Consider the following 19,115-nt stretch of genomic DNA (forward strand, 5'->3'; position numbering starts at 1 on the left):
CTGCAGTTCAGTCCTCGAGGACAAACGTCACTTCCAGCACGACATGCCAGGCGACGACGGCACCGTCCTTGATTTCAACCTTCTGTTCCTTCACCCACGCACCCGTGACATTGCGCAGCGTCTTGTTGGCCCGGTCAACCCCCTCCTTGATCGCGGCATCAAACGAGGTCTTGGAGTTGGCGCTCAGGGTAGTAATACGTGCAACGGACATGGTTCCTCCCAATAGTCGGATCAACGCTCCGAGACTACGCCGCAGCCAGGAAACGCAACAGGGACCAACAGCCGCGGAGGCACATACTCACGAGCCAGAACGCACAAAAGCGATTCCTCGGAGCGGTGGGCGCCGAGCGGAACCGGCAGACAGGCGCAAAGTGGCTTTCCGCGTAGTGCCGCATCGCCGACTGAGGAACGAAGGAGGAGGAGAGCTGGCCGGATTCCTTGTCCGAGCTTGCGAGGTCAAGGGAGCCAGCGATCGCTAAGGCACGGCAAAATGCCGCATTGGGCGCGTCGAGCTGAAGCGCCCGCGAAAGCGAAAGCGCCCGCCCCGGGAACAGGAACGGGCGCTTTGCGCGAAGGAAAGGCTAGGTGCGCAGTCAGTAGTGAGGGTGCCGGTTTTTAAAACGCCGGCGGATTAACCGGGTCACGATAGGGGTGGCTGGGAGGATTAGGGGCATGGATACCGGTTCTTCCGCGCAGGATGGTTTGTTTGACGAGTCGCTCGTGGAGCGTGTCGAGCAGCCCACCGATGTGCCGATGGATGCCAATGGCGGGGTCAACAAACGCTTCAAGTCGTTTGAGCCTGATGCGGTGATGCTGGTCCCGCCGTCGCTGGAGGAGTGGTTGCCGCAGGGTCATCTGGCCCGGTTCATTGGCGAGCTTGTGGACGGGAACTGGATCTGACCCGGTTTTATGCTTCCTATGCCAAGGCCAAGGGCCAGCCGCCGTATGATCCGCGGTTGATGCTGCGGATCGTGCTTTACGGGTATTGCGTCGGGGTGCGGTCCTCGCGGGAGCTGGAGCGGGCGTGCACGGATGTGGTCGCGTTCCGTTGGTTGTGTGCCCAGCAGGCCCCGGATTTCCGCTCGATCGGACGGTTCCGCGAACGCCACCTCGCGGCGCTGGCCAACGTGTTCCTCCAGGCCCTGGAGCTCTGCCGGGCCGCGGGCATGGTCTCGTTGGGCCATGTCGCACTGGACGGGACGAAGGTGCGTGCCAACGCTTCCCGGCACAAGGCCATGAGCTATGCCCGGCTGACGGAGAAACAGAAGGTCCTGGCCGATGAGATCAGCGACCTGATGGCGGAGGCGAAGACCGTGGACGCGGCCGAGGACGCCCGCTTCGGGCCGGGCAAACGCGGGGATGAACTGCCTGCCGAACTGGCCAACCGGGCCCGGCGCGCCGAGGCGATGAAGACCGCCCGGGCATCCATCGAGGCCGAGGCCGCGGACAGGGCCCGCCGTGAGGCCCAGGAGAAGGCCCGGTCCCGCGGGGACGATGACGGGGATGTCTCGGGCAAGGGCGATGCCGCCGCTGCCGCGGCGGTGCCCAAGCCCACCGCCCAGCGCAACTTCACCGACCCCGACGCGAGGATCATGAAGACCGCGGACGGTTCCTACCACTACTGCTACAACGCCCAGGGCGTCGTTGATAAAGATCACCAGGTCATCGTTGCCACCGAACTGACCAACACCGCGGTGGACGTCCAGCAACTGGTCCCGATGGTCAAGAACGCGCAGGACACCCTGGAAGCCATGCCCGGGAAGTGGAGCGCCGACGCCGGGTACTGCTCGGCAGCGAACCTGGAACACGTCAGGGACCTCGAAGCCGGTGGCGGCACCGAGTTCTTCATCTCCACAAGGCGGATGAAACACGGACGCCCGGTCCCGGACTCGCCCAGGGGCAGGATCCCGGCGGACGCGACCCTGGCCGAGCGGATGGCCCGGAAACTGAAAACGAAGAAGGGCAAAGCGGTCTATGCCCGGCGCAAAGCCATCGTCGAACCGGTCTTCGGACAGATCAACACCCGCCAGGGCAAGCATGTCCTGTTGCGCGGGCTGGAGAAGGCATCCGGGGAATGGAAGCTGATGGCCGGCTGCCACAACCTGCTCAAACTCTTCACCTACCGCACCGCCACTGCCTGAACACCGCCGGGGGACGGTTACGTCCCGGAACCGAACCTGCATCACCCCCGCTACACCCCGTAGGAGCCTTCCAGGCTTCCATCCACCAAAATGCCAAGAGGCCGGCCCCCTTTCCAGGAAAAGGAGACCGGCCTCCGGCCATCACGGCGCAAACCTGCGGAACCGTCAAACCACTACCGACGCACCTAGAACGTGCTGAAGCCTTGCCGGGCGGAGCCACCGCCCGGCGAGGCCCTGCACCCGGCCGCACCTCTTCAACAAATGGCCAGAACCGGCCGAAAGGTTCGGGCGGTACGCCGCCGGTGGTTGGCTGCCGCTGGTGCTCACCGGCGGCGGACCGCCATTTCCGCGAAGGACCGCAGGTGGAACAGCCAGTGTGCCGGCCTGCCCAGGGTGCGGGGCCGGCATGGGCGGATCCCGGGGAGACGAGGCCAGGGGCATGCTCGCAGGGCTCGCACCCTTTCGGGCGTCCGCTGGCGCGGCCGGCTGTTGGGTCCAGTGCCTCCGTCGCAGGGCTCCGGCCCGCCCTGGCCCTTGTTGTGTGTGATCGACTATCTGTAGGCCGTTTCAGCCAAGAATTTGAGCCAGGTTGGTGGCTCGTTTCAGGCCAAAAGAGCGGTAAGAATCAGGCCAGTCTTTTCTCCTGAAAATCGCTGTTTCGGGGGCTGGCTTGGAGATAGAGATCACCCGGTGGTTCGGGGCCCTGCCCTAGAGTGTCAGGGACATGGGCCCGCCACCCCCAGATAGGTTCCTTACGGCGCTGCCATTGCGAAGCGTGTGCGCCGGAAGGGCTGGAAAGCAGATGACGGTACCCATGTCCGTTCAAGAAAATATCAGAAGACTGGATTCCCAGGGAGTCCCGGTGCGTGAGATCGCCCGCGCGTTGGGCGTCAGCCGGGCCTCGGTGGCCAAGTACGCCGAGCAGGAAGACTTCTCCCCGGCACCGCCAACACCCTTGGCCAGACCCGGCGCCTCGGTGCTGACCGGGTTCGAGCACATCATTGAGCGGTGGCTGGGCGAGGACCAACGGCGGCCGCGGAAGCAGCGGCATACGGCCAAGCGGATCTTTGACCGGCTCGTGGATGAGCATGGTTTCACCGGCACGTATTCTCCGGTCCAACGCCACGTGAAGAAGTGGACGGCCCGGAACCGGCAGGCCGGGGAGGGCTTCACCGAACTGGTGTGGCCCGCGGGCACGGTGCAGGTCGACTTCGGGCAGGCCGAGGCCATCATTGCCGGGATCCGGCAGGTCCTGCACATCTTCGTGGTGAGCTTCCCGTTCTCGAACATGCGCTTCGTGCAGGGGTACCGGGGCGAAACCGCCGAATGCGTCTGCCACGGATTGCGCAGGGTGTTCGAGCACATCGGGGCCGTGCCACGGCACATGGTGTTCGACAATGCCACGGGCATTGGACGCCGGGTGGGCACCAAGGTCGTGGAGACGAAGCTGTTTGGTGCGTTCAAGCTGCATTACCGCTCCGAGTCCCGCTACTGCAACCCGTACTCGGGCCATGAGAAAGGGAACGTGGAGAACGCGGTCGGATTCCTGCGCCGCAACCTCATGGTCCCCGAGCCCGAGGCTGCCACGTTGGCAGGCCTCAACGAGGTTCTGCTGGCGCGGTGCGACGCCCTGGCCAGCACCACGCACTATCGCAAGGGCCTGCCGTTGGGTGAACTGTTCACCCAAGACGTGGCGGCGTCCCTGGAGTTGCCGGGAGTCGGATTCGACCCGGTCCGCTACGAATCCCGGAAGGCTGACAAGACCGGGAACCTGCTCATTGACGGGAACACCTACGCCGCCGGGCCTGCCTTCCACAGCCGGAGCCTCACCGTCGGATTGCGCCACGACGTCATCGAGATCCTTGACGAGCATTCCGAACCGATACGGTCCTTCCCGCGGGCTTTCGGCCGGCAAACCGAGACGATCTTCGAACCGGCTTCCCTGGTCCCGTTGTTGGTGACCAAGCCCGGTGCGTGGTCCCATTCCCCCCTGCGCGCCCTGGTCACCGATCCAGTGCGCGACTGGCTGGATCAAGCCACTGCCACCGATCGGCGGCGCCTGCTCAACGCGGTGGATGCTGCCTCCGGATCCGCCGGCTTCGATGCCGCAATGCAGGCCGCCGACACCCTGATCCGGCGCGGGGATACCCCGGACATGGCCGCCCTGGGGATGCTCGCCCGCCGGCTGGCCCACGGCACCGAACCGGCCGCCGCCAACGTGGACTTGAGCGTCTATGACACCTTCACCACCCTGAACACCACCACCGGAGAAGTCGCATGAACCCGATCACCGTCCAAGACATCCTCGAAGCGGGCAAGCATGCCGCCCTGACCGGCAGCGTCCTAACCGAATGGGCAGAGAAGGGCACCCCGAAACAACGCGAATACCTCGAGGCTGAACGCGCTGAGGGACCTGTCACCGTCGGGATTGCGCCGGTCTGTGGGCAGCAGTTTCAGCTCACCGACCGGGGTGTGGGGGTAGCGGGCCCGTACCCATTGCTGCTGGGCGGTGATCACCTCTGCGGTGTTCGCGCTGATGGGCAGCCGGCGGCCGAGGCGGCCGGCCTTGTGGTTGTCAAAGACCAGCACCGCCGAGCCGTCGGCATCGCGGGCCAGGCAGTCGAACGCCAGGGCCGCGATCTCCTCGGGTCTTCTGCCGGTGTCGATGGCCAGCTCGATTCCGGCCCTCATCGGCCGCGATGTCAGCCGGTCCAGGTGGGCGCAGATCTGCCGCATGATTTCCGGCGGCAGATCCCGTCCGGATTCGGCGGCTTCGGGTTCAGCGGGGATGTCGGCGGCGCCGATGGTGAAGTCCTCACCGAGGCCGGCGGCCAGGGTGCCGGGACGGGTCAGGCCCATGGCCCGTATCGTGGAGAGCACGTGCCGGACCTCGCGGACGGTGCGGAGCCGGGCATCGGTGCTGATCTGGCCTGTCGAGGCCAGATAGGCCAGCCGGTTCAGGAATGTCTCGATGTCGGCGCGGCCAAGAGCGGCGGGAATCCGGCCCTGGTCCGGGCGCATCCGCAAGGCCTCCGACAGCCGGACCAGGGCGTTCACGTGGTGGCGCACCGACATGCCCGTGGTGCTCCGCCGGCCGGGGCGGATCCGTCTTCTGGGCAGGTCATCAATCGCCCAGCGCTTGGCGGCTTCCCGCAACCACGGCTGGCTCAGGCCGGTGAATGACACGGTGCCGGAGTTGCCGAAGACCGCCAGGTCCCATTGGTCAAGCAGGATCTCGGCTGCAGGGGTGCTTAACGCGCGGCGGGCGTGTCTGGCCAGGGCATTGACCAGCCCGGCGAACTCCAGTGAGCGGGTGGGTGCCAGGCGGTAATCGGCGATCGTGTCGACCTGCTGGCGGCGCAGGTCATCACCGACCGCGCGCAGCTCCGCCTCTTTGGTCCGTACCTGGTCCAGGCGGCACCGCTGCTGCAGCCCGAGCAGCACCTGAACCACCACCAGCGGTTCCAGCCCGCGCAGGCTCACCTGCCCGCCGGTCCCGATCGGCGGCTCGATCCGCCGCCATTGCGCCTCGTCGGCTCCGGGGTTCTTGGCGTTGAAGACGCGCAGACGGATCTGGTGGGCGTCACAATAGCGGCCCTCGAGGTGGCGGCGCTGTCGCGGGCAGGCAGCCACCGCGCACGGCGGACAGGCCTCCAGCGCCCGGGTCCGCGGACCGGTGAGGAACTCTGCCAGCCCCAGCCCCAGGGCCTGCCGCTGACCGAGGTGCCGGCGGCATAACCGGGCTGCTCCCGACGCCCATTCCCGGGCGCACCCGGCCACCACACACATGCCAACGCCGCGGTCGGGGCGGTCCTTTGCCGGAAGCAGGCCGATTTCCTCAAGGACCAGCCCGTGCCGGGCGAGCCGGTGCCGGCAGCCTGCGCAGATCCCGCCACGGTGCGGGGCTGTCACCGCGCAGCCGGCCGCCGCGCAGACCGGGCGGCCCAGCAGCAGGTGCGCCGGCGGCAGGAACATGACCAGGGAAACCGGATCCCAGCCGATCTCAGCCAGGAATTCCGGTGCGATCAGATGCCCGAGTTCAACGGCCGGTTGCCCCAACAGGTACAGGCCGCTGAAGACATGCCCGGTACCGCCGGAAATGTACTGCGGGGCGGGCGTCTTTGCCACGCTGATTGCAGCCGTCACCGGTTTTCTCCTGCCTGTGTCGCGCGGGGGCCGGGCACCCGTTCGACTGCCTCGCGCAGTCTGGCCGGATCCGGATGCAGGTAAACCTGGGAGGAGCTCATCGAAGCATGCCCGAGCAGCGCCGCGATCTCATCCAGAGTCCCGCCGGCATCGGCCAGATTGCTGCCGAAGGCGTGCCGCAGCTGGTGCGGAGTGACCTGGCGGCGCAGGCCTGCGCGCTGTCCGGCAGCAGTAATCAGCGCATTGACCGCACCCGGCGGCATCGGAACACCGATCGGGGCACGGAACAGGTTGACCAACAGGAAATCGCTGCCGCCCGCCTCGGCGACGGCCAGCCGCTCAAACACATAGGCATCAACGGCCTGGACGGCCAGTGAATCCAGCGGCACGACACGTGTCCGGCGGGACTTCGCCCAGGCCCCGTTCATGTTTTCGCGGCGCAGCACATGCAGGTGTGCCCTCGGCACCGGGCAGCCCAGAAGCGTTGAATCGGCGAGCATATGCGCGTCCGAACGGCGCAGCCCGCAGAGCTCGCCGCGGCGCAGTCCGGCCCGCGCCATCAGCAGCACGATCAGCCGGTCACGGGCCGAGAGGCAGGCGGCGATCAGTGCCACGATCTCCGCGTCACTGGCACGGTCCACGCCGGCATCAGTCTCGTGGAGCCGGTGACGGGCGCGCATCCGCCAGGCCATGGCCCGGTCTTCGCCCCGTGCCTGTCCGGGCAGGTCACGGTCATCGGCAAGTTCGTAGATCAGCGGCAGCAAACGGCCCGGCGAGTCACCACTGGTCACCGCGTGCACCACGAAGCCGCGGACGGCGGTCAGCACCGTGTTGATCCGGCGTGCCCCGCGTGCCGGGCGGTGGCACGGACCGGCCAGCACCACCGCTGTCCGCTCACCGTCCCCGGCATTCACCACACCGGCCTGCGCCCCGGTGTGACGCAGCCAGATGATGAATAATCCGAGCTCTCCGACGCCGGCATGCCAGTGCTGCCCTTTGGCCAGGCACCAGCGCAGGAACAGTGCGATCCCCCCGGCATACGAACGGGTCGTCAGCTCCGAGCCGTCACGGCCCAGGCGCAGATGCCGCAGGAACGCGTCCGCCTCCGGCACGACAACCAGATCTTCATCGAGGACAGTCCAATATCGAATGCCCGAAGGCAGAAGCACCGCGAAGGCCCGCACGATTGTCCTTCCAGAGAACTGGAAAACCTAAACGCGACTATGCGCCACGTGCACCGCACCCCCGGGGATGTGTGGCGCCACGGCGCGGCGTGTCCCTCTATGCAACGTCCCGCAACACCTCTGAGACCCCCAGAGAGTGGTGGTGATGGTTGTACCAGTCCACGAAACCGCTGATAAATGCCCCGGCGTCGTGGACTGAGGCGAAGCGTTCGGGGAATTCCGGACCGTATTTCAGGGTCTTGAAAATCGCCTCACTGTACGGATTGTCATTGCTTACCCGGGGCCTGGAGTGGGACCGGGTGACCTCCAGATCCGAGAGCAGCGCGGCGACGGTTTTGGATGTCATGGACGTTCCCCGGTCCGCGTGCACGACCTGGGGGATGCCGTGGATTCCGAAGATTCCCTTCATCATTTCCACGGCCAACGCCCCGGATTCGGTGGCGTGGACGTGCGCGCCGACGATGAACCTGGAATGGATATCGACCATCATGTAGCAGTCAAAATACTTTCCCTTGACCGGGCCCGCGAGCTTTGTAATATCCCACGTGTAGACCTGTCCAGGGGCTGTGGCGACCAGTTCAGGAACCGCCCGGGGCGGGTGTTTGGCCAGCCGGCGGCGTTCCTTGACCTGGCTGTTTTCCTCCAGCACCCGGTAAAAAGTCGACAGGGATCCCAGGTAGATTCCCTGATCCAGCAGCTTCGTATAGACCTGCATGGGGGCCAGGTCCACGAACTCCGGTGAGTTCAGTGCCGCCAGAATCCCGGCCCTCTCAGCATCACTGAGCTTGTTCTGCGGCGCCACCGGCGCATGGTCCCGCGGCGGGGCCGGTTTCCGGTTCGCGGTCGTCCTGGAAACACCGGTCAATGATGCCGCCCGGCGTGTGGGGATCTTCAGTTCCAGCATCGACCGGTACGTGGCCATCAACGTTTCCTGGACCGGGGCTCGTCCGGCATATCCTGTGAGGCGCTCTCTAAGAACGCCTGTAGTTTTCCCATCAGCTCCAAGGCTGCCTCGGTCTTCTTCAACCGGCTCTCACTCACCTCTAACTGGCGGCGCAAACGCGCGTTCTCGGCCTGGTCCGCCGACAGTTTCCCGATCGTTTCGCCGGGCTTCTTCCCGGCCAGGACGCCGGCGTCACGCAGCCGCCGCCACTCGGTCATCTGCGACGAATACAGCCCCTCCCGGCGCAGGAAAGCACCGCCCTCACTGTTCTCGCACGCGTTCTCGTACGCGGTCAAGAACTCGAGCTTCTGGACCGGGGTGAACGACCGGCGAGGCCGCGGACCACCGGCCCGCGGTCCATTATTACTACTACTCACAGAACTATCTTCGCGTACTGCACTCAAAACTGGACTGGACATGATTACTGGATTCCTGGCTCTCGCCCCACGCGATTAAACGGACTTGCTATGAGCCCCTGGTACCGTTCCAGCCTGACACGTAGGGCATCAGCGGCCACGGCGACAACTACGAGGCAGCTCACGCTGCCATGTCAGCGCTCATCCCGGAAGGACACCAGCTCATTGTCATCAGAACCAACGATGACTGACAGGGCACATTGTGCCCCAGGGAAGAATTGAAAGACCTTGGGCCAGAGTCTGCTGGTTCCCGGTATGTCCCCATGCCATATGGCATGACTTCCATCACTGGTTGTGGCATGACTTACCGCCTTACGGATCGCCCGCCTAGGCAACTCCGACGTCGCATGGAGGATCGTGCTCTGCCGGTGGTTCGAATAACCAATAAGGGTAGGGCTCGTCAGGGAGAAGAATTCTTCCTGGAGACTGCCTATTCTCCAGCCAGGCATGCCAGATCCTCCGCTGCAGAGTAAACAGGCCCTGCTGGCGCATCACGGTTTCGATCCGGTTCTCACACCGTCCCCTCGCCCGGTGCCGGGCATCCAGGGTGGGCCCGTGCCAGCGCGGGGAGTTCGTCAAAAAAGCCGTGATTCTGTGCCCGTCCACATCCAGTAAGGTCGGCTGCGCGCCGGGGTGCAGGGGCTCGGCACGCAGGTACAGGTTCGTGCCCGCCGGGTAGTCGGTGAGCCCGAGGATCTCGGTGGCGTTGACGACCCACGCATCCGTGCGTTCCTTGCCGTCCTGGTCCAGGGCCGGCTGCCAGTACTTTTTGTCGTTGATCCAGCCGACCATGTGGGCCTTCAGCACCGGGACCGGGTAGGAAACACTGAACTGCACCCCTGACGATGAGAGGTGGTGCAGGAATTTCCGGGACGCCCCGGCACTGTCGGTGCGCACCAGCACCTTCCCACCCATCAGCGCACCCTGCTCGTCGTAGAAGCCGTCGGGGAGCTGGGCGATGGCCTGGGTGAAAACCTTGATGTGGTCCTCTGCGCTGTTGGCCCCTGCATTACCCGGACGCATCACCGCGGCCAGGACCTCCCCCGTCCCGTTGCCCGCGCCGTAATCGACGCTGGCGATGAAGGGGGCGAAGCCATACCCGCCCTTGTACGTGCCGACAGCCTGTTCCTTATCGCTGTGCGACGTGACGAGGGTGGCATCCAGGTCCACTATGAGCGGATCCAGGGCGGTGGCCTTCAAGGCCGGGTTCCGGTCCCCGGCGGCTTCCCAGACCCGTGAACGCAACTCCCGCGTCAAGGTGGCGAAACCGTAGGTGAAGACGTCCGGGTTGGTCACGGTCCGCTCAAAGAACCGCGAGATGGTCGCGTTCGAAGCAACCTTTCCGAAGACCCCGGCACCGGTCCGCAGGATGTCCAGATCGGAGACGTGTTCCCCGCCCCCGGCGAGCATTACCGCCAACGACCCCAGGATCGTGCCGGGCCGGTGCCAGGCCCCGGAGGGGACAAACTGGCCCAACCGGTCCTCGCACAAGCCCCTGAACCCAAGCGCATCCACGAACGAGGTCACCACGGTCAGCCCGGCATGGGAGACCAGCGACTGCTCCGTCGTGGCGACAGGAAGAGACGGAAAAACTCCAGTAATCTTGGACATCAGAAAGGTGCTTCTTTCAGCCGGTGGAACAGTGCGTCAACAACACTATTTTCCCAGCTCAGAAGCACCTTTCGCCGCTTTAACACGCCCTGCGGGCCCCACCCTCATGAAAACCCCGGGTTAGCGTTGCGTTTGGCCACGACGGCCCTGATTACCTTGTCCCAGATGGGATGAGATGCGCGCTTCCTTGCGAGGATCTTGCTGGCGATGGTGGCCCCTACATCCCAGCGCGTTTTGGGTGTGCGCCTCAGCTCATTCCAGAGCAAGCACAGCCGGGCTGCCCTTCCCCAGCGTCGCTTGTGCTTCCGCGTCCGAGAGGTCGCTCATCTTCACGTCCGTCGGATCCTGGCCAAGAGCTGCTGAATGTGCGCTGCCAAACCTGGCTCCTGCACCCCGATGATGGCCCGGGCGGCCACTCTGACGCTGAGCATGGACACGGCGATAGCGTCGCTATCGCCGTGTCCCTGTCCCTCACATCTGGGTTGTCGCCACGATCGGACCATTCATTAAAGTAGCTGCCTGTGGCTGAGCAGCCCCGTCTTCTTGGAGGGTTCGAGAATAGTAGCGCTTGAGGAGCTTGGCTGCGGCGTCGACGTTCTCGTCATTCGGGATGGCAGGCAGTTCCATAAAGGCCCCCTACGGCATACGCCCTGCCACCATCCGTGGCCACCTTAATTTTCGTGAGAGCGCCTGACACTGCTGTCGATACCAACATGGTTCACGACGACCGATCGGCGCACGATGAGCGGCCCCCCGGAACCGAACCCAGGAGCCGCTCATCCGTGCCCTATGAAAACCAGACCTACATATCAGCTGACAGCTGCCGGTTCCCGGCCATCTTCGACGCCCTGCGTCTTGACGACTCCCAGAATCTCAAGTTCCGATTGCATCGCGGCGGCACGTTCGGCGTCGCGGCGCTTGAGAAGCGTTGCCGCTACGACGCCGCAGCCTGCGGCAGCCAGGAAGCTAATAAACAGGAACGCGTTGGTGATGGCTTCGTCGGTGTACATGTAGCCGCCATTCGGAGCTTCCGCAGTCGGCGGCGTGACGACCAACCCGCTCGCCATCAAAGCTGTCGTGATCAGCGGCGCCGCGGCTGTAAGAAGGCAACCCGCCACCAGGACGAGGCTGGCCATCTGGGCTTGGAGCCGGATCGGCACCGCTTCGAGTACGAGCAGCGGCATGCAGGCCAGCGCCGCCCCCTGGCCAATGCCTTCAATGATCAGCCAGAACAGCAGGGCTCCGAAACTGTAGTGGAACAGAGCTGCACCGAATAGGCCCACGGCGATCACGGCGCACCCTGCCAGGGCAAGATAGGCAGGGCGTATCTTTCGGGAAAGCTTCCCCACGACGACGGCGGTGAATATAGCGGCGAGTGCTTGTGGCCCGAAGAACGCGGCGAGGCCTTCGGCGGGCATCCCCAGGCCATAACCCATACCTGCCGCTGGGTCCATCAGCACAACCATCGGGAGAATAATGTTTATGATGGAGACGCCAGCAATTGCAAAGGCATTATATATGCAGATTCCCAGCATCGATCCGGACTTAACAAAACGGACATTGATAAACGGCTCGGACTTTTTCAATGAATAAATGACCCAGAGGACAAAGATGCCGGCTCCGGCGCCAAACAGGACCAGAATGCCCGGACTGCTCCAGCCCCAGGTGTTCCCAAAACTAATGCCCAGCAAGATCGCCGTGAACCATGCCACGGTCAGGACCGCGCCGACTAAGTCAATCTTGCTTGGGGTGCGAACAATGGATTCCGGAATGCAGACCATCACCAGAACTATCGAGATCAAGGCCATCCCAGCCAATACCCACAGCATGGAACGAAACCCCATGGTGGTGGACAGCAGGTAGGCGGCGAGAAACGGGACCGGTATTGCGAAGAACCCCGTACCGGCGTTTGAGAGTGAGGCGCCCAGTTTCAGCGTCCTGCCGGGAAATACGTCCCGCATCAAGGAAAACGTCAAGAAAACCGTTGCCAAAAGTGGACCCGCCAACACGCGGCCCAGGATAAAGACGCCAAAAGAAGTCGAAATAGCTGAGATTATGAAGCCCACCAGCGCGATCGCGGTCACAAGCACGAACAGCTTTTTCTTGCCGTGAGCGTCAGCCAGTTTGCCCACCAAGGGTGAAAACGCGCCTCCCGACAGGAGGGAGGCGGTAAAAACCCACGCGATCTGGTCTGTCTGAAATTCTGCGGCCATCAGAGGATATGCCATTCCCAGCATGATATAAGTCATTGTTAGCGCTTCGATAGCGAACATCATGCCCACAAAAGATGCGGTCCAGCGCAGATTCCACCCCCCTTCACTCATGGACGAGGAGGTCTGGGTGGTCAATAGTCCATTTTCAGGACGAAGTGCACCAGCCATAGGAGTAGTTGCCTTTCGATAGTATCCGCACAGCGTTGTGCGGACATTGATGGGCCAGTTAACTTTGCTTGCGATTAAAAATCAGTTATTGCTGCTGAGCTGAAATTCAGAATGATTTATCGGACTCGCACTGGCGAACCGCTTCGCAAGTGTCGAGAGGCCTCCACTCGTAGCCAGGCGAACACACGTGCTTCCGGCGCGGTCCAAGTCCGGTTGATTACACAGCATCGATCCGAAACCGCGCATACCCTGTCCCGCTGGACGGGATGGAGCCCTCATAAGGTGGTGTAAACCTTGTGCGCGTTATCCACCGTCCGCTCCCGGTTCATGACTTACTCGCGGTCGTCAAAATGCGAGCAACTCACCTACGAGCGGTTCCTCGTCGAGCTGCTGCTCGCCGAGTGCGATGACCCGGCCGGACGCCGCGAGGCCCTGGCCAGGAGCCTTGACGGCGTGGCCGATAAGGAAGCAGTGACGGCCCTCCTAAGCCTTGATCCACCGATCCGCCTGGGTGGATGGTCTGTATCCGGTTTCGGCTCGTTGTGCGGCCTGAGGGTATGCCGGGGTGCCGGGCCTCGCTGCCCTGGGTGTTCCACGGGTTTCCTGGTTGCGCCGTGCGGCTGGGTGGACGGGTTCAGGCGGCTTGCGGCGGCGGGTAGAGCTGGTCGAACAGGTCCTGCCATGATGTTTGCCAGGGCCAGGCTTCGGGGAGGTGAAGACGGATGCGTCGGGCGCTGGTGGCGATGCGGGCCGGGACGTGGATGAGTTTGCGGCGGATCGTGCCGGTACGGGCCTTGCCGAAGGGCCCGGAGGCGAGGATCCCGGCGGCGCGGGTGAGGTTGTAGGCCATGACCGCGGCAACGAGCCATGCCGAGTTCGCGGCAAAAACGCTGGAGGGCAGGTGCGCCAGCGCACTGTCCTTCAGGTCTGCATTGACCTGCTCGATAATGGCGTGTTTCCGGTGGGTCTTGTCCGCCGCGACGGTGTCCAGGACCCCGGCGTCCACGGTGGTGAAGAACCCGTGGTGCCGGTGAGTTTGGAACAGGGTTTCCTGCCCCTCGTCGGCTTTGCGGTTCAGTTCCGGGATGCGGCGCACGACCAGGCGGCCGGTGATCTGCTCGTCCTTTTTGCGGGAGCTGAACGCGGTGAACACGGTCTCGGCGACCTCGGCCTTCGAGACCCAGGTGTTGGTGGTCTCGTCGAAGACCGCGTCGGTGTATTCGATTGTTTCCCACGCCGTCTCCGGGATCCCGGCGATGGCGCGTTTGACGGCCGGGTCCATGCGCGCGGTCACCGAGACCTCCGCCCCGCCGGCCAGCGCTGCGGACACCGCGGCATGGCCGTAGAAGGCCGAATCGAAACGGCAGAGCACCCGCCCGCCGGTGTGGACGCGCTTGAGCGTGGACAGGGCGTCGGTGATCAGGCGTTTGGCTCCGCGGGCCGAGTTCGCCGCGCCCTTGCGCAGCCGCTGGGCGGCGACCACGGGGGCGGTGTCCTTGGTGGAGACCGTGGCCAGCAGGGCGTTCAGCCCGCGGACTCCCGAGTATCCGTAGCCGGAGCCCTGCTTGGCGTAGCCGTGGACCTCGATGATCGTGTCATCGACATCGACGAACACGAAGTCCTCCACCCCGGGACGCCCGAGCAGCGGGGCCCGGGTCCCCAGGTTGGCCAGGAAACGGGACGCGACAGCGTCCAGTTGCCGCACGTGACCGAACGTGAAGGACCGAAGAAACGAACCCAGCGTCGAGGGCGCGTAGCAGGCCTTGAAAAGCCGCTTCATTCCGCCGTGGCGCAGCAGGGCCATGTCATCGATGCTGTCCGCGCCGGCGACCATCCCGGCGACCAGGGACGCGACCTTCAGCCCGGCGTTCGCACCCTTGTCCGTCGGGACCGACAGCCATTCATCGGCCAACTCATGCAGCCCGGCGTCCCGGGCCAACGTCATGACCGGCAACAGCCCTGCCGCCGACACGAGATTCGGCTCGTCAAAGGAAACTGACACCGCGGACGGTTTATGGGAAACTTCCACTTACGAGATGCCTCTCTTTTCGGTGGTCAAAGGGTTCTAGACAAGCTCCATTTTCCTTGAAAAGACGGGCATTCTCGGTTTAAACCGCCGTCGGCGCCCCGACCAACATCGGTGGATCAAGGCTAAGCGCCGGCAGCTACCAGGCAACACCCCTGATGCTGCCGTGCCCGCGGCCCACCCTACGTGTCAGGCTGGAACGGTACCAGGGGCTCATAGCAAGTCCGTTTAATCGCGTGGGGCGAGAGCCAGGAATCCAGTAATCATGTCCAGTCCAGTTTTGAGTGCAGTACGCGAAGATAGTTCTGTGAGTAGTAGTAATAATGGACCGCGGGCCGGTGGTCCGCGGCCTCGCCGGTCGTTCACCCCGGTCCAGAAGCTCGAGTTCTTGACCGCGTACGAGAACGCGTGCGAGAACAGTGAGGGCGGCGCGTTCCTGCGCCGGGAGGGGCTGTATTCGTCGCAGATGACCGAGTGGCGGCGGCTGCGTGACGCCGGCGTCCTGGCCGGGAAGAAGCCCGGCGAAACGATCGGGAAACTGTCGGCGGACCAGGCCGAGAACGCGCGTTTGCGCCGCCAGTTAGAGGTGAGTGAGAGCCGGTTGAAGAAGACCGAGGCAGCCTTGGAGCTGATGGGAAAACTACAGGCGTTCTTAGAGAGCGCCTCACAGGATATGCCGGACGAGCCCCGGTCCAGGAAACGTTGATGGCCACGTACCGGTCGATGCTGGAACTGAAGATCCCCACACGCCGGGCGGCATCATTGACCGGTGTTTCCAGGACGACCGCGAACCGGAAACCGGCCCCGCCGCGGGACCATGCGCCGGTGGCGCCGCAGAACAAGCTCAGTGATGCTGAGAGGGCCGGGATTCTGGCGGCACTGAACTCACCGGAGTTCGTGGACCTGGCCCCCATGCAGGTCTATACGAAGCTGCTGGATCAGGGAATCTACCTGGGATCCCTGTCGACTTTTTACCGGGTGCTGGAGGAAAACAGCCAGGTCAAGGAACGCCGCCGGCTGGCCAAACACCCGCCCCGGGCGGTTCCTGAACTGGTCGCCACAGCCCCTGGACAGGTCTACACGTGGGATATTACAAAGCTCGCGGGCCCGGTCAAGGGAAAGTATTTTGACTGCTACATGATGGTCGATATCCATTCCAGGTTCATCGTCGGCGCGCACGTCCACGCCACCGAATCCGGGGCGTTGGCCGTGGAAATGATGAAGGGAATCTTCGGAATCCACGGCATCCCCCAGGTCGTGCACGCGGACCGGGGAACGTCCATGACATCCAAAACCGTCGCCGCGCTGCTCTCGGATCTGGAGGTCACCCGGTCCCACTCCAGGCCCCGGGTAAGCAATGACAATCCGTACAGTGAGGCGATTTTCAAGACCCTGAAATACGGTCCGGAATTCCCCGAACGCTTCGCCTCAGTCCACGACGCCGGGGCATTTATCAGCGGTTTCGTGGACTGGTACAACCATCACCGGCACTCCGGCATCGGCTTCCACACGCCAGCGAACGTCCACTACGGCCACGCCGCCGGCATGGCCCTGGAACGCTCGGCAACGCTCGCTGCAGCCCGCGCGAAACACCCCGAACGCTTCACCACCACCACCGACCCCAAAATCCTCGCGCTCCCCGGACCAGCGTGGATCAACCAGCCCAAGGAAATCACCGAACAGTCAGCCGCCTAACTCCCGTTGGTACCGTTCAGCTTGAAAAATTCCGCCACACCAAGGCACCCAAGTCCTGCAAATAACGCGGTGCACCCGGAGCGGCACGACAGGCACAGAAGGGCCTAAGCTTCCCCCTAGTACACCCACGATGGGCTCTCCCGTGACGTCGCAGTCGTATTTCTCGGCGGGCTGGTGCGGAGCGGGGAGGACACCGGCGCCTTAGCCTGCTCCTCCCCGTCCCGGACTCCGGCATGCCCGGAGGCTATGTCAGGACACGCTCAGCCTGCCGCTGCCTGGGTCCTGTCAGTAATCGTAAATCGCGACCCTGTTCTGCAAGGCCGCCAGGTATGAGCGCGGGTCAGGGCAGCGTTCCAGGCCGGCTCTTGAGGAGGCGCTAAACCGCCTTCGCATGACGAAGGACTGTTATTTTGTCCTGCTCAGCTTGGTGGATACGACGCGGGTAACGACGACGCTCTTGACGTTCGACTTGGACGTCAAGAAAGCGCTCAGGGACTTGCATCCTGTCCTCGGCCATCAGAGCATGGTCACACTTCCGTATATCGCGCTTCGAAAGACCCACGTAATCCCGACCCTCCTTTGGTCGTGAGCCGGCAATTTAGTTTCGGTACGTTCTCGGTGTTCACCGCACCACCTCCGCGAAGGTACCCTCGGTGATCACGGCGTCGGCGGCCAGCGGACGCCGGATGGACCACGTCTCGGTGAAGTGGCACTTGGACATCTTCCACTCGCCGTCCTCGAGGCGGTACTCGTCGTCATACTCCCCTGTCGCGAGGGTCTCGGTGTTGTCCAGCAGATTAACCTGCCGGAACCGAAGCGTCCACCGGCCGGTCGCGGTGTCCTCGCCGGCCAGCGTGATCTCGGGGTGCATACCGTGGTGCATGTCGTAGATGACGTGTTTGCCCTCGACCCTGTGCAGCGCGATCCGGGTGAAGATCTCCGCGATCGCGTCGGCATCGTCGAAAGAACCAAGCCGGCCGTAGTCGATGCTCGCTCCCGAACGGATGAAGCAGTTGCGGAACGTCTTCGGGTCCTTGCCGTCACAGGCCCGCCAGTACAGGTACTTGAGGTTCTTGATCGCCTCGATCTGTTCGAGGGCGTCGATTCGCTGCGTCAGGTCCACAGGTTTGCTCCATCTCTTCGGTTCATGGGCCGAGCTAATATTCTGGTGTGCGCCGTTATGGTCGGTGCGCTGCCCCGGTCATGCGTGGTCGAGGTCACGGAGGAACTCGATGAACGCCGCGTCGACCTCGCCCGGGTTCTCCATGGCGATCATGTGACCCTGTCAGGCGACTATGGCGTCGGCAAATGCAGGCGGGTTGCCGAGGAACCGGCGGTGCGAGGGTGGCTGTTCCCCGTTGGTGTCGCGGACCCCGAGCTCCTCCGCGATCTCGGCACCGATCAGTACCCGGCCGCTGCGTTTCATCAGCTGCGGGTCGAGGGCAAGCGCGTCGATCACGCGCCCGGTGAACTCCGGAGACTCCGCGGTGGCGGCCAGCTCCTCGTACGCTCCGGGGTTCGCCGCGATCGCGGCGAGTGTGCGTTCGGTCTTGAGCATACCCATCCAGATCGAGACGACCGCGACGTCGAAAGGGCGGAAGTCGACGGCCATGTCGTGGGCCATCTTGTCGACCGCGGCCTTGCCAGCGCCGTAGGCGGGGCCGTGCATGTAGCACGTGCCGCCGAACGAAGAGGTGTTCACCACGAGTCCCTCGCCGTTCGCTGCGAGCAGCGGCGCGGCGTAGTAGCTGGAGACGTAACTCGACCGCATGCCGACGTCGAACAGATCGAGTAGGGACAACGGCTTCTCCCAGAACGGTCCCGGCGTCGCGAGCGCGTCCGGCACCGCGAGCGCATTATTGATCAGGATGTCGAGGCGACCGTCCTCCTCCCTCACCTGCTCGAACAGCGCCTGCACCTGCACGTCATCGCTGTGGTCGACCACGACGGGCACCCCGAGGCCGCCACGACGGGTAATCTCTTCGGCGGTCGCGAATACGGTGCCGGGCAGCGGCGAATCACCCTCCGTCTGCGTGCGTCCCGTGACGTAGACCTTGGCCCCCGTCGCGCCCAGCGCCAGTGCGATGCCTTTGCCGGCACCCCGGCTGGCCCCGGTGACCACCACCACTCGATCCGAACTCATACCCATCATGGACTCCACTCGTAGTCAGGCGACCACACATGCTTTCAGTGTGGCTCACGTCTCATTGATTACACCGAATCGATCCGAAACCGCGCATACCCGGTCCCGCTGGATGGGATGGAGCCCTCATAAGGTGGTGTAAACCTTGTGCGCGTTATCCACCCTGCGCTCCCGGTTCGTGACGTGCGTGCGGTCGTCGAACGCGAGCAACTCACGTACGAGGGGTTCCTCGCCGAGCTGCTCGACGAGTGCGACGACAGGGCCCGCCGCTGCAGCATCCGACGGGTCAAGGCGGCCGGGTTCCCCGTGGCTGGCGGACTTCGACTTCGACGCCAACCCGAAGGTCGATTAACCCGGCCACGATAGACAGCCTCGCCGGCAGCTAACCCCCACGTGCGAGTTTGTTAGAGTCGCTCCCGCCGAAGCGGG

12 protein-coding genes and 3 pseudogenes are annotated in these 19,115 nt (G+C 64.1%); 4 read left to right on the forward strand and 11 right to left on the reverse strand.

Features of this window, described 5'->3' with window-relative positions; genetic code table 11:
* Positions 1-7 precede the first annotated feature (7 nt).
* The gene (locus ACQCSZ_RS16440; protein ID WP_427004779.1) at positions 8-211 is read right to left on the reverse strand and encodes a dodecin family protein; all 204 of its coding nucleotides are present in this window, start codon (positions 209-211) and stop codon (positions 8-10) included.
* A 542-nt stretch (positions 212-753) separates the two neighbouring features.
* Here ACQCSZ_RS16440 and ACQCSZ_RS16445 point away from each other — a divergent pair.
* Together ACQCSZ_RS16445 and istA are read left to right on the forward strand one after the other, a co-directional pair.
* Positions 754-2,141: pseudogene (locus tag ACQCSZ_RS16445) on the forward strand (IS1182 family transposase).
* Between the two features lie 814 nt (positions 2,142-2,955).
* Entirely contained in the window at positions 2,956-4,422 is a 1,467-nt protein-coding gene (gene istA / locus ACQCSZ_RS16450; RefSeq protein WP_427004780.1) for an IS21 family transposase, read from the forward strand.
* Between the two features lie 62 nt (positions 4,423-4,484).
* Here istA and ACQCSZ_RS16455 read toward each other — a convergent pair whose 3' ends face one another.
* The 8 genes and pseudogenes from ACQCSZ_RS16455 to ACQCSZ_RS16490 all read right to left on the reverse strand — a co-directional run bounded on the left by ACQCSZ_RS16455 (position 4,485) and on the right by ACQCSZ_RS16490 (position 14,851).
* Entirely contained in the window at positions 4,485-6,287 is a 1,803-nt protein-coding gene (locus tag ACQCSZ_RS16455) for a hypothetical protein (RefSeq protein WP_427004781.1), read from the reverse strand.
* A complete protein-coding gene (locus tag ACQCSZ_RS16460; protein WP_427004782.1) occupies positions 6,284-7,399 on the reverse strand; it encodes a tyrosine-type recombinase/integrase in 1,116 nt (371 codons plus the stop codon). The genes ACQCSZ_RS16455 and ACQCSZ_RS16460 overlap by 4 nt, the downstream gene beginning before the upstream one ends.
* A gap of 196 nt (positions 7,400-7,595) precedes the next feature.
* A pseudogene (locus ACQCSZ_RS16465) lies at positions 7,596-8,833 on the reverse strand (DDE-type integrase/transposase/recombinase); the annotation flags it as partial.
* Positions 8,834-9,157: 324 nt separating this feature from the next.
* Positions 9,158-10,441, reverse strand: coding sequence for an IS1380 family transposase (locus ACQCSZ_RS16470; RefSeq protein WP_427004783.1), 1,284 nt, complete (start codon positions 10,439-10,441; stop codon positions 9,158-9,160).
* 104 nt (positions 10,442-10,545) lie between these two features.
* Entirely contained in the window at positions 10,546-10,707 is a 162-nt protein-coding gene (locus ACQCSZ_RS16475) for a DUF6308 family protein (RefSeq protein WP_427004784.1), read from the reverse strand.
* Positions 10,708-10,912: 205 nt separating this feature from the next.
* Entirely contained in the window at positions 10,913-11,068 is a 156-nt protein-coding gene (locus tag ACQCSZ_RS16480) for a hypothetical protein (RefSeq protein WP_427004785.1), read from the reverse strand.
* A 182-nt stretch (positions 11,069-11,250) separates the two neighbouring features.
* The gene (locus tag ACQCSZ_RS16485) at positions 11,251-12,789 is read right to left on the reverse strand and encodes an MFS transporter (protein ID WP_427004786.1); all 1,539 of its coding nucleotides are present in this window, start codon (positions 12,787-12,789) and stop codon (positions 11,251-11,253) included.
* A gap of 667 nt (positions 12,790-13,456) precedes the next feature.
* A complete protein-coding gene (locus tag ACQCSZ_RS16490; RefSeq protein WP_427004787.1) occupies positions 13,457-14,851 on the reverse strand; it encodes an IS1380 family transposase in 1,395 nt (464 codons plus the stop codon).
* A 262-nt stretch (positions 14,852-15,113) separates the two neighbouring features.
* On the opposite strand from ACQCSZ_RS16490, the gene ACQCSZ_RS16495 reads away from it, so the two are divergent.
* Positions 15,114-16,543, forward strand: a protein-coding gene (locus ACQCSZ_RS16495; RefSeq protein ID WP_427004788.1) for a DDE-type integrase/transposase/recombinase whose coding sequence is annotated in 2 segments (ribosomal slippage) — positions 15,114-15,489 and positions 15,489-16,543 — 1,431 coding nt in all. Because the reading frame shifts where the segments join, the coding sequence is not laid out codon by codon here.
* 622 nt (positions 16,544-17,165) lie between these two features.
* On the opposite strand, the gene ACQCSZ_RS16500 is transcribed toward ACQCSZ_RS16495, so the two are convergent.
* On the reverse strand, positions 17,166-17,666 hold the full coding sequence (locus tag ACQCSZ_RS16500; RefSeq protein WP_427004789.1) for a nuclear transport factor 2 family protein: 501 nt from the start codon (positions 17,664-17,666) through the stop codon (positions 17,166-17,168).
* 162 nt (positions 17,667-17,828) lie between these two features.
* Positions 17,829-18,686: an SDR family NAD(P)-dependent oxidoreductase gene (locus ACQCSZ_RS16505; protein ID WP_427004790.1), complete on the reverse strand. Its 858-nt coding sequence runs from the start codon at positions 18,684-18,686 to the stop codon at positions 17,829-17,831.
* A gap of 192 nt (positions 18,687-18,878) precedes the next feature.
* Here ACQCSZ_RS16505 and ACQCSZ_RS16510 point away from each other — a divergent pair.
* Positions 18,879-19,035: pseudogene (locus tag ACQCSZ_RS16510) on the forward strand (IS21-like element helper ATPase IstB); the annotation flags it as partial.
* Positions 19,036-19,115 lie beyond the last annotated feature (80 nt).

Origin of the sequence: Pseudarthrobacter sp. H2, assembly GCF_050157045.1 — a bacterium.
In the GTDB taxonomy this organism is placed as follows: Bacteria; Actinomycetota; Actinomycetes; order Actinomycetales; family Micrococcaceae; genus Arthrobacter.